Source organism: Kineococcus sp. DHX-1 (genome assembly GCF_042473625.1).
In the GTDB taxonomy this organism is placed as follows: Bacteria; Actinomycetota; Actinomycetes; order Actinomycetales; family Kineococcaceae; genus Kineococcus.
Genome location: NZ_CP170445.1, coordinates 3,008,965 through 3,019,897 on the forward strand (window position 1 = coordinate 3,008,965; position 10,933 = coordinate 3,019,897).

The following is a 10,933-nucleotide window of genomic DNA, read 5'->3' on the forward strand; positions in this document are numbered from 1 at the left end:
GCCATGGGGTCCAGCTTCTCCCGGAGGCGTCGATCGAGCGGTCAGGCGCGCCCGGTGAAACCGGCCGAGCGCGGGAACGCCTTGGCGCCGGCGTAGCGGGCCGCGTCGTCCAGCTCCTCCTCGATGCGCAGGAGCTGGTTGTACTTCGCGACGCGCTCGGAGCGGGCCGGGGCGCCGGTCTTGATCTGGCCCGAACCCACAGCGACGGCCAGGTCGGCGATCGTCGTGTCCTCGGTCTCGCCCGAGCGGTGGCTCATCATCGTGGTGAAGCCGCTGCGGTGGGCCAGGTCCACGGCGTCGAGGGTCTCGGTGAGCGAGCCGATCTGGTTGACCTTGACCAGCATCGAGTTGCCGGCGCCGAGGTCGATGCCCTTCTGCAGGCGCTCGGGGTTGGTGACGAACAGGTCGTCGCCGACGAGCTGCAGCTTGCCGCCCAGGGCGTTGGTGATGTGCACCCAGCCGTCCCAGTCGTCCTCGGACAGCGGGTCCTCGATGGAGACCAACGGGTACTCGGCGACCAGGCCCTCGTAGTAGCCGGTCATCCACTCCGCCGAGCGCTTGGAGCCCTCGAAGTCGTAGCCACCCTCGCCGAAGAACTCCGTCGCGGCGACGTCGAGCGCCAGCGCGATGTCCGAACCGGGCTGGAAGCCGGCCTTGCCGATGGCCTCGAGGATGAGGTCGAGGGCGTCCTTGTTGCTCGGCAGGTCGGGGGCGAAACCACCCTCGTCGCCCAGACCGGTGGCCAGGCCCCGGGACTTCAGCACCGACTTCAGCGCGTGGTAGGTCTCCGCGCCCCAGCGCAGCGCCTCGCGGAAGGAGGCCGCGCCGACGGGGGCGATCATGAACTCCTGGATGGCCACGCCGGTGTCGGCGTGGGCGCCGCCGTTGACGATGTTCATCATCGGCACGGGCAGGACGTGCGCGTTCGGGCCACCGAGGTAGCGGAACAGCGGCAGGTCGGCGGCCGAGGCGGCCGCCTTCGCGACGGCCAGCGAGACGCCGAGGATGGCGTTGGCGCCGAGGCGGTTCTTGTTCGGGGTGCCGTCCAGGTCGAGCATGACCTGGTCGATGAGGCGCTGCTCGTGGGCGTCGTGGCCGACGAGGGCCGGCCCGACCTCCTCGATGACGGCCTCGACGGCCTGCTCCACGCCCTTGCCCAGGTAGCGGCCCTTGTCGCCGTCACGACGCTCGTTGGCCTCGTAGGCGCCGGTGGAGGCGCCGGACGGCACGGCCGCCCGCGAGAAGGTCCCGTCGTCGAGCAGGACCTCGACCTCGACGGTGGGGTTGCCGCGCGAGTCAAGGATCTCGCGAGCTCCGACGGCCTCGATGGTGGCCACGCGCACTCCTCGTGCTTCTCGATGTCGTCTCGGGGGTTCGTGCTGGTGGTGCGGCCCGAGCCTAGTCGCCTCCTCCCCCGCGGGAACCACCGCCCGAGGCTGGGCGTCCCCTGAGGAGGAGTCCGGACGACCGGACGGCGAGGCGGAGGGTGCTGCTCATGAGCGAGGCCGACAACGCGTGGCGCATCGAGGTCGACGGGGTCGAGCACGACGTGGACGTCGACGTCAGCGCGATGACGGGCAAGATCGTCGTCCGGCTGGACGGAGAGGTCCTGGAGGAGGACCGCATCTGGTTCTCCGACAAGGAGATCCGTTTCCCGATCGGCGGCCACGAGGTGCAGGTCGAGGTCGACCTCGCCTACGCCGGCTTCTCGACCCGGTCCGCGCTGCGCCTCGACGGCCGCCACGTGGAGCCGCTGCGTCGCTGACGCCGAAGGCTCGTGGCCCCGCCGGTCAGCCCGCGAGCGCCGTCCAGCCGAGCCGACCGGCGCCGACCAGGCCCGAACCGCGCGGCAGGGCCGACGGCGTGATGCGCACGTCGGCCAGGTGCGGGTAGACGGCGAACTCGGCGTAGGCGCGGCGCAGGGGGTCCATGAGCACGTCACCGGCGGAGGCGACGCCGCCGCCCACGACGATGTCGGTGAGGTCGAAGAGCGCGGCCGTCGACAGGAACGCCGAGGCCAGGGCGCGCGTGCCGGCCGCGATGACCGCCGTGGCGATGGCGTCGCCGGCGCGCGCGTCGGCGGTGAGGGCCTTGGCGTCGGCCTGCTCCCCCACGCGCCAGCCCTGGGCGTGCGCGGCGCGGACCATGGCGGGGCCGCTGGCGTAGGCCTCGACGACGCCGAACGCGCCCGACCCGGGGAGGAGCTCGCCGTCGAGGACGACGCCGACGTGGCTGATGAACCCGGCGTTGCCGGTCTTGCCGGCGAGGATGCGTCCGTCGAGGACGATGCCACCGCCGATGCCCGTGGACACGACGACACCCATCATCGAGGGGGACCCGGCCGCGGCGCCGATCCACTGCTCGGCCGCGGCGAAGCACTGCCCGTCCTGCGCGAGCGCCGCCCGCACCGGTCGGCCGAGCGCCTGCGTGGCCGCTGCGGCGACGTGGTCGACGAGCGGGAAGCCGCGCAGCGAGACGATGTTGACGGGGTGCACCGTCCCCGTGGTCGTGTCGACGGGACCGGCCGAGCCGATGCCGACGACCTCGGCCACCTCGAGGCCGGCGTCGCGCGCGTCGGTGAGGACGTCGGTGACCAGGCCGGACAGCGCGGCGCCGACCGCGGCGGCGTCGTGCGCGTCGGTGGGCACCTCGCGGTCGTGGCGCACGGTGCCGTCGTCGGCGACGAGTCCTGCAGCGATCTTGGTGCCACCGATGTCGATGGCCAGCACGTGGGTCACGAGCCGGGACCCTACCGATCCGAGACGGGTCCCGAGGCGGCCTCGGCCCAGCGCGCGTCGACCTCCAGCGCCCGCGTGGCGCCGCGCAGCGCCGCCTCGGGGTCCACCCCCGCAGCGCGGGCGCGGCGCACGAGGGCGAGCAGCTCGGCGCCGACGCGCTCCTCGGTCAGTCCCTCCTCGGGGTCGGCGGACGCGTCCAACCCGTTGCGCTGCAACCGCCCGAGAACCTTGTCGGCGCGGGCCAGCGCCGGCAGCTGCAGCGGGATGCCGTCCAGGACGCTGTTGCGGCGCTTCTCGGTCGCCTTGATGGCGTCCCACCCGGCCTGCAGGTCCTCGGCGACGGCCTCGCCGGCGAAGACGTGCGGGTGGCGCCGCTCCAGCTTGGCGACGAGCGCCGCGGCGACGTCGTCGATGTCGAAGGGCTGCTCGGTGTCCTCCTGGGCGACGCGGGCGTGGAAGACGACCTGCAGCAGCAGGTCCCCGAGCTCGTCCCGCAGCTCCTCGCGCGTGCCGTTCTCCACGGCGTCGACGACCTCGTAGCTCTCCTCGACCAGGTACGGCAGGAGCGAGACGTGCGTCTGCTGCGCGTCCCACGGGCAGCCGCCGGGCGAGCGGAGCCGGTCCATGACGGCGACGAGGTCGAGGAGCGTGCTGCCGGGCGCCGCGGGGGTCATGCCCCCACGGTACGAGTGCCCCGTCGCGAGCCTGCGCTCCACCATCGGCCCAGGACGCAGGAGGAGGCGAGTGCGATGTCGGTGACCGCACCACCGCCCGCGGGCGAGCCCATGACCTGGGACGAGTACGAGGCGCTGCCGGAGGACCCCCACCGTGAGTACGTCGACGGGATGGCTGTCGTGACCCCCGCCCCCGGCCTGCGGCACCAGAGGATCTCCGTCGCACTGGTGACTGGGCTGCGCGAGGTCCTCCCCCCACGCACGACGCGACGGGGGCGTGGGGCTGGAAACCGGGGAGGGACGAGTTCATCCCCGACGTCCTCGTCTGGGCCCGCGCGGACGAGACGGACGACCGGCGGTTCACCGGCACCCCGGCACTGGTGGTGGAGGTGCTCTCCACCAACCGCCGCGACGATCTCATGCTCACGATGACCGAGTACGCCGCCTCCGGCCTGCCCCGCTACTGGATCGCCGACCCTCGCGAGCGCACGCTGTCGGTCCACGTGCTGGACGACAGCGGCGTCTTCCGTGCCGACCGGGTCCTGCGGGACGGCGACCACGCCGTCCCGCTCGACGTGAGTCCCGCGGGTCTCGTCGTCGATCTCGGAACCCTCCTGCCCTGGCGCCTACCGCGCCCCGGCCGCCGCGACGGAGGCGGGCTGCTCCAGCAGCACGGCGTTCACGAACTCCGTCGCCCACGACAGCATCTCGGCGTCGCGCAACGGCTTCCCACCGATGCGCGCCGTCATCGGAGCCGGCACGAGGGCCACATCGAGGGCGGGTTTGAGGATCGTGCCCGGGTAGAGCCGCTTGAGACGCAGTTCCCGCGACTCCGCCAGGCTGACCGGCGCGAACCGCACCTGCTTGCCCATGAGCGCGACCTCGCGCAACCCACCCTGGCGGGCGGCGATGCGGAACTTCGCGACCTCCAGCAGGTTCAGGACGGGCTGCGGCGGGGTGCCGTAGCGGTCGACGAGCTCGGCGTGCAGCTCGACGAGGTCCTGCGCGGAGTCGGCGGCGGCGAGCCGCCGGTAGGCCTCCAGGCGCAGCCGCTCGGACGGCACGTAGTCGTGCGGCAGGTGCGCGTCGACCGGCAGCTCGATCTTGACCTCGGTCGGTTCGGGTTCGGCGTCCTCGTTCGCGGCGCCGGGGACCTTGTTGCGCACGTCGGCGACGGCGTCGGCCACCATCCGCATGTAGAGGTCGAACCCGACGCCGGCGATGTGACCCGACTGCTCCCCGCCGAGCATGTTCCCGGCGCCGCGGATCTCCAGGTCCTTCATCGCGACGGCCATGCCCGACCCGAGGTCGGTGTGCTGGGCGATGGTCGCGAGCCGGTCGTGCGCGGTCTCGGTGAGGGGCTTCTCCGGCGGGAACAGGAAGTACGCGTACGCCCGCTCGCGGCCACGGCCGACGCGGCCGCGCAACTGGTGCAGCTGCGACAGGCCCATGGTGTCGGCGCGCTCGACGATGAGGGTGTTGGCGTTGGAGATGTCCAGGCCCGTCTCGACGATCGTCGTGCAGACGAGCACGTCGAAGCGCTTCTCCCAGAAGTCGACGACGACCTGCTCCAGGCGGTGCTCGCCCATCTGCCCGTGGGCCGTCGCGATGCGCGCCTCGGGGACGAGTTCCTTGAGGCGGGCCGCCGTGCGCTCGATGGAGGACACCCGGTTGTGGACGTAGAACACCTGGCCCTCGCGCAGGAGTTCACGCCGGATGGCGGCGGTGACCTGCTTCTCCTCCTGGCCGCCCACGTAGGTCAGGACGGGGTGGCGCTCCTCCGGCGGCGTCGCGAGCGTGGACATCTCGCGGATGCCGGTGACCGCCATCTCCAGCGTGCGCGGGATCGGCGTGGCGCTCATGGCGAGCACGTCGACGTTGGTGCGCAACGTCTTCAGCGCCTCCTTGTGCTCGACGCCGAACCGCTGCTCCTCGTCGACGATCACCAGACCGAGGTCCTTGAACTTCACCTCCCCGGAGATGAGGCGGTGGGTGCCGATGACGACGTCGACGGAACCGTCGGCGAGCCCGGCCATCGTCTCCTTCGCGTCCCCGCCGGGGGTGAACCGCGACAGCGGTTTGACCGACACCGGGAACTGCGCGTACCGCTCGGCGAACGTCTTGAAGTGCTGCTGCACGAGCAGCGTCGTCGGCACGAGGACGGCGACCTGCTTGCCGTCCTGGACGGCCTTGAACGCGGCGCGCAGGGCGATCTCCGTCTTGCCGTACCCGACGTCACCGCAGATCAGCCGGTCCATCGGGATCGGCTTCATCATGTCGGCCTTGACCTCGTCGATGCTCGCCAGCTGGTCCGGCGTCTCGACGTAGGGGAAGGCGTCCTCCAGCTCGCGCTGCCAGGGGGTGTCGCCACCGAACTGGTACCCCTTGGTCGCCATCCGAGCGGAGTACAGGCGGATGAGGTCGCCGGCGATCTCCTTGACCGCCTTGCGCGCCTTGCTCTTGGTCTTGGCCCAGTCCGAGCCGCCCATCTTCGACAGCGTCGGCGCCTCGCCCCCCGTGTACCGGGTGACCTGGTCCAGCGTGTCGGTCGGCACGAACAACCGGTCCCCCGGCTGCCCCCGCTTGCTGGCGGCGTACTCCAGCACGAGGTACTCGCGCGTCGCGCCCTGGATGGTGCGCTGGACCATCTCGACGAACCGGCCGATGCCGTGCTGCTCGTGCACGACGAAGTCGCCGGGGCGCAGCGAGAGCGGGTCGACGGCGTTGCGACGACGGCGCGGGGCCATGCGCCGCATGTCCTTCGTCGACTGCCCACCCACACCGGTGATGTCGGACTCGGTGACGAGCGCGGCCTTGAGCGCCTCGGCGACGAACCCGTGCTCGACGCTGGCCGTCGTCACGGTGACGACCGCGGGCGCGGGTTCCTCGACGAGGTCGTCGACGAGCCGGGCGGGCACGTCCTCGCCCGAGAGCATCTCCACGAGGCGCTTCGCGGGCCCGTGGCCTTCGGTCGTCACGACGATGCGCCAACCGGCCGAGGCCAGGTCGCGCAGCTCGTGCAAGGCCTTCTCCGTCTCGCCGCGGTACCCGGCCACGTCCCGTGCCCCGACGCGCAGGATGCGGACGTCCTCGAGGTCGCGCAGCTCCTCGTCCTCCACCAGGGAGGTGATGGACCACCACGGCCGGCCGGTCACCTCGGCGTGCGCGCGCACCTCGGCCAGGGACGAGAACGAGGAGGCTCCCAGGTCGACGGGCGTCTGGCCGCCGGAGGCGGCGTTCATCCACGCGGCGTCGAGGAACTCCGCCCCCGTCGCGACGAGGTCGTGGGCGCGGGCGCGGACCTTCTCCGGGTCGGCCAGGACGACGTGGGTGCCGGCGGGCAGGACGTCGAGCAGCGGTTCCATCCCGTCGACGAGAGCGGGCGCGAGCGACTCCATCCCCTCGACGGCGATGCCCTCGGCGAGCTTGGCCAGGACGTCGGCCGCGCCGGGCAGCGTCACCTGCAGGGCGCGGGCGCGCTCGCGCACCTCGTCGGTCAGCAGCAGCTCGCGGCACGGCGGCGCCCAGACGCCGTCGGGTTCCTTCTCCAGCGACCGCTGGTCGGCCACCGAGAAGGACCGGACCTCCTCGACCTCGTCACCGAAGAACTCCACCCGCAGCGGGTGCGGGCGCGTGGGCGGGAAGACGTCGAGGATGCCTCCGCGCACGGCGAACTCGCCACGGCGCTCGACCATGTCCACGCGCGTGTACGCCGCGGCCGCGAGCGCCGCGACGGTCGCGTCCAGACCCACCTCGTCGCCCGGCCGCAGGCGGACGGGCTCGAGGTCGGCCAGGCCCTTCACGAGCGGCTGCAGGACGGCGCGCACGGGCGCCACGACGACCCGCACCTCCCCCGCCGTCGGGTCGTCGGGCGAGGGGTGGGCCAGGCGCCGCAGCACCGACAGGCGCTGCGCGACCGTGTCGCTGCGCGGGGAGAGCCGCTCGTGCGGCAGCGTCTCCCAGGCCGGGAACTCCGCGACCTGGTCGTGCGGGAGGTAGCAGCGCAGCCACGTCGCCATGTCCTCGGACTCGCGCCCCGTGGCGGTGACGACGAGCAGGGGGCGCTCGGCGGCGAAGGCCGCCACGAGCGCGGGGCGCACACCCAGCGGCGCGACGACGTCCAGAGCGCTGCTGCCGCCCTCGTGGGCGGTCTGGACGGCCGCGCGGACGGCGGGTTCGGTGCGCAGGACGTCGAGCAGGCCGGTGAGGCTCACGAACACTCCGGGGTCGGATCGGGCGGTGCGTCCAGCCTACGACCGCCCTCCGACACGAGCCCGGTCACGGCGAGGCCCCTGGGGACGGGGCCCACGGTCGCTACTGTCGCGGCGTGTCCGGCAACGCAGAGCAGCACCTGACCGAGCCCGCCCGTGCCCGGCGGCGCCCGCCCGTCCTGCGCATCGTGCTGGGCGTGCTGCTCCTGCTGCTGCTGGCCTGGGCGGCGGCGGTGGCCGTCGCGAGCGTGCAGGCCGGCCGGGCCCTGCAGCGCGTCGCCGCGGAGGCGCCCCGCCTGGAGGGCGAGGTGCGGGCGGAGGACTGGACCGCCGCCCGGGACCGGGCCACCCGCGTCGCCGACGAGGCCGCGGCCGCCGACCGCGCCACGTCCCAACTGCCCTTCCGGTGGGCCACCCACCTGCCGTGGGCGGGAGCCCAGCTGAAGGCCGTGGCCGGGGGCGCGCACGCGGCGGCGCTGCTGACCGAGCCGCTCCCGAACGCCCTCGGCGTCGTCGACGGGGTCCTCGGCCAGGGGCTGGTGTCCGCCGACCGCACCGTCAACGTCGCCGGAATCCAGCAGCTGACCCCGATCGTCCTGGACTACCAGGCGCGCATCGAGGAGGCCCGGACCGCGCTGCACGACGGGGAGAGCCCGGAGGTGCTGTCCGTCATCAGCTCCCGGCTGGACCCGGTGACCGCGCAGCTGGACCAGGTGTCGGGCCCCCTGGGGACGGCGACGCAGGTGCTGCCGCAGCTGCCCGCGCTGCTCGGTGCGCAGGGGCCGCGCACGTACCTCGTCGCCTTCACCAACCCGGCCGAGATCCGTCCCGTGCAGGGCATCGTGGGGGCCTACGCCTACCTGTCCGTCGAGGGCGGCCGGATCTCGCTGACCCGCACCGGCACGGACAACGACCTCTACGCCGCCCGCGCCGACGTCGGGCTGGTGGGGCAGGACTACCTCGCCCTCTACGGCCAGGACGCGGCCCGCGTGCAGAACGTCACCCTCGGCGGCAGCGCCGACGAGGCCGGCGTCCTGACGTCCTCCCTCGTCACGGTGGCCGGGCTGCCCACGCCGGACGTCGTCGTGTTCGTCGACCCGGTGGGCCTGGGGCAGCTGCTCGGCACCGAGCACCCGCCGCTGCAGCTCGGGCCGTTCGGGAACGTCGCGACGGCCGACCTGGCCCGGACCCTGATGTTCGACGCGTACGTGCGCTTCGGCACCGACCAGGACGCCCGCAAGGCGTTCCTGGCCGTCACCTCCGCCGCCGCCTTCGAGGCCGTCCTGTCCGACGGGCTGTCGACGGCCGCGCTCGACGGGGCCCGCGAGGCCGTGGACACGGGTCACCTCGCCGTGTGGTCCAGCCGGCCCGAGGAGCAGTCGGCACTCGTGGCGGCGGGCGTGGCGGGCGTGCTCGGCCCGCCCCGCGACGCGGTGGCCCGCGTCGGGCTGACGGGGGTGGTGCCCTCGAAGCTGGACTACTGGGTGGCCCCGACGTTCACCGTCTCCCCGCCCTGCTCGGGCGCCGGGACGGCGACGAGCTCGCTGTCGCTGTCCCTGGCGAACTCGGTGCCGGCCGCCGTGCCCTCCTACGTCTCCAACGCCGCCGCGCCGCGCGCCGCCGACCGGCGCACGGCCGTCGAGACGGTCTCTCTGTGGGTCGCCCCCTGGGTCGGTCTGGACCAGGTGACGGTCGACGGGCAACCGGTCGCCGCGGCCGTCGACAGCGAGGAGGGCTGGCGGCTCGTGCGGGTCACGGTGTCCGTGCGGCCGGGGACGTCCACGACGGTCGACTGGCGCTTCACCGGGGCCGCCGGCGCCCTCCCCCGGACCGTGGAGGGTCCCACGACGGCGACGGCACCCACCGTGACGACGGGCAGCTGTACTCCGTAGGTGTTCACCCGAACGTGTCGATGTCGTCACTCCCGTCACACCACGACCTGCGGATAGGGCCGATCGGCTGGACTCGGGGGTGACGTTCCGTCATCCTGGGGGCCGCCTCACGATCACAGGGTTCGCTGGGGCACTCGAAGTGGGGGGAATCCACCGTGCGCAAGACCACCGTCCGACTGGCTGCTGCCGGGGCTCTGACCGTCGCCGCTCTCGGCGCCACCTCCGGTGCGGCCCTCGCGAGCACCAGCTACGTCCCGAACACGCCGACCCCGACCGTCTCCGACGTCGTCACCCCGTCGGCCAGCCCGACGACCGGTGGTTCCACGCCGGGTGCGTCGGTGTCCCGCACCACCACCCCGGCCGCCGTCGGTGGCTCGAACGACGAGCTCGCCTACACCGGCGCCGACGTCCTGCCCTGGGCCGCGGCCGGCACCGTGCTGGTCCTCGGTGGCGCCGCGATGCTCGTCGCCGGGCGCCGCAAGCCGGGTCGCTCGCACTGACGCACCGCACGCACGACGAAGGGCCGTTGGGGGAACCCGACGGCCCTTCGTGGTTGTCTCCCCGCGCTGGGCGTTCCCGTCGGACCGCCCGGCGCTGGCTGACCGCTCTTCTGGTCGGAGCGGTCTCGGTGGCGTGCAGCGGCCCGGCCGACAACACCTCCCCACCACCGTCCCGCTCCTCCCCGGACCGGTGGACGCTGTCGTGGCAAGACGACTTCGACGGCGCCTCGGGGACCGCTCCCGACTCCCGGACGTGGACCCCCGAACTGGGGGGCGGAGGCTGGGGCAACGAGGAACTGCAGACGTACACCGATGCCCCGGAGAACGTCTCCCTCGACGGCCGGGGCCACCTCGTCATCACCGCTCGTCGATCGTCGTTCGATCCGTCGGTGTGGACCTCGGCGCGCATCACGACGTTCGGGAAGCGCACCACTCGGCACGGACGTGTCGAGGTACGGGCGAAGGTGCCGAGCGGTCAGGGCATCTGGCCCGCCGCGTGGACTCTGGGCCAGAACATCCAGGACGTCGGCTGGCCGGCCTCGGGCGAGATCGACCTCATCGAGTCGGTGGGCACGGGTCGCGAGGCTCTGCAGACGGCGCACGGTGCGCGGCGCGACGGCTCCCGATGGCTGCAGACGTTCCGCAGCCCCCGCGGGGAAAGCCTGTCCGAGGACTTCCACGTCTACGGCGTCGAGTGGTCCTCGGAACGGCTGCAGTTCTCGATCGACGGCCGTGAGACGGGCGTCCTGTTCCGCTCGGACCTGCCGGACGATGAGGTGTGGCCGTTCGACGCGCCGCAGTACGTCCTCCTGAACGTCGCCGTGGGAGGGAACCTGCCCGGGGCCCCGGACGCGACGACTCCGCCCGAGGCCCCGATGCTGGTCGACTGGGTCCGGGCCTACGACTAGATGTACTGAG

At 73.2% G+C, this 10,933-nt stretch carries 8 protein-coding genes and 1 pseudogene; 5 read left to right on the forward strand and 4 right to left on the reverse strand.

All coding sequences use genetic code 11. The features are described 5' to 3' along the window. Positions 1 to 41: 41 nt before the first annotated feature. The gene (eno, locus tag ACFEMC_RS14465; protein ID WP_380170277.1) at positions 42 to 1,337 is read right to left on the reverse strand and encodes a phosphopyruvate hydratase; all 1,296 of its coding nucleotides are present in this window, start codon (positions 1,335 to 1,337) and stop codon (positions 42 to 44) included. 158 nt (positions 1,338 to 1,495) lie between these two features. On the opposite strand from eno, the gene ACFEMC_RS14470 reads away from it, so the two are divergent. Then, a complete protein-coding gene (locus tag ACFEMC_RS14470; RefSeq protein ID WP_380170278.1) occupies positions 1,496 to 1,765 on the forward strand; it encodes a hypothetical protein in 270 nt (89 codons plus the stop codon). Between the two features lie 25 nt (positions 1,766 to 1,790). On the opposite strand, the gene ACFEMC_RS14475 is transcribed toward ACFEMC_RS14470, so the two are convergent. Both ACFEMC_RS14475 and ACFEMC_RS14480 read right to left on the reverse strand, forming a co-directional pair. Further along, complete coding sequence (locus ACFEMC_RS14475) at positions 1,791 to 2,738, reverse strand: ROK family protein (protein WP_380170279.1); 948 nt, start codon at positions 2,736 to 2,738, stop codon at positions 1,791 to 1,793. 11 nt (positions 2,739 to 2,749) lie between these two features. Further along, positions 2,750 to 3,412, reverse strand: coding sequence for a MazG family protein (locus ACFEMC_RS14480; RefSeq protein WP_380170280.1), 663 nt, complete (start codon positions 3,410 to 3,412; stop codon positions 2,750 to 2,752). Between the two features lie 287 nt (positions 3,413 to 3,699). Here ACFEMC_RS14480 and ACFEMC_RS14485 point away from each other — a divergent pair. After that, positions 3,700 to 3,999, forward strand: a pseudogene (locus ACFEMC_RS14485) (Uma2 family endonuclease); the annotation flags it as partial. Positions 4,000 to 4,038: 39 nt separating this feature from the next. Here ACFEMC_RS14485 and mfd read toward each other — a convergent pair. After that, on the reverse strand, positions 4,039 to 7,626 hold the full coding sequence (gene mfd / locus ACFEMC_RS14490; RefSeq protein ID WP_380170281.1) for a transcription-repair coupling factor: 3,588 nt from the start codon (positions 7,624 to 7,626) through the stop codon (positions 4,039 to 4,041). Positions 7,627 to 7,739: 113 nt separating this feature from the next. Between mfd and ACFEMC_RS14495 the strand changes: the two genes are divergently transcribed. From ACFEMC_RS14495 to ACFEMC_RS14505, 3 genes are all read left to right on the forward strand, one after another. Continuing rightward, complete coding sequence (locus ACFEMC_RS14495) at positions 7,740 to 9,515, forward strand: DUF4012 domain-containing protein (RefSeq protein WP_380170282.1); 1,776 nt, start codon at positions 7,740 to 7,742, stop codon at positions 9,513 to 9,515. A gap of 155 nt (positions 9,516 to 9,670) precedes the next feature. Next, positions 9,671 to 10,015, forward strand: a complete 345-nt coding sequence (locus tag ACFEMC_RS14500) for a hypothetical protein (protein ID WP_380170283.1) — start codon at positions 9,671 to 9,673, stop codon at positions 10,013 to 10,015. 128 nt (positions 10,016 to 10,143) lie between these two features. Then, the gene (locus tag ACFEMC_RS14505; RefSeq protein ID WP_380170284.1) at positions 10,144 to 10,923 is read left to right on the forward strand and encodes a glycoside hydrolase family 16 protein; all 780 of its coding nucleotides are present in this window, start codon (positions 10,144 to 10,146) and stop codon (positions 10,921 to 10,923) included. The last annotated feature ends 10 nt before the right edge of the window (positions 10,924 to 10,933 follow it).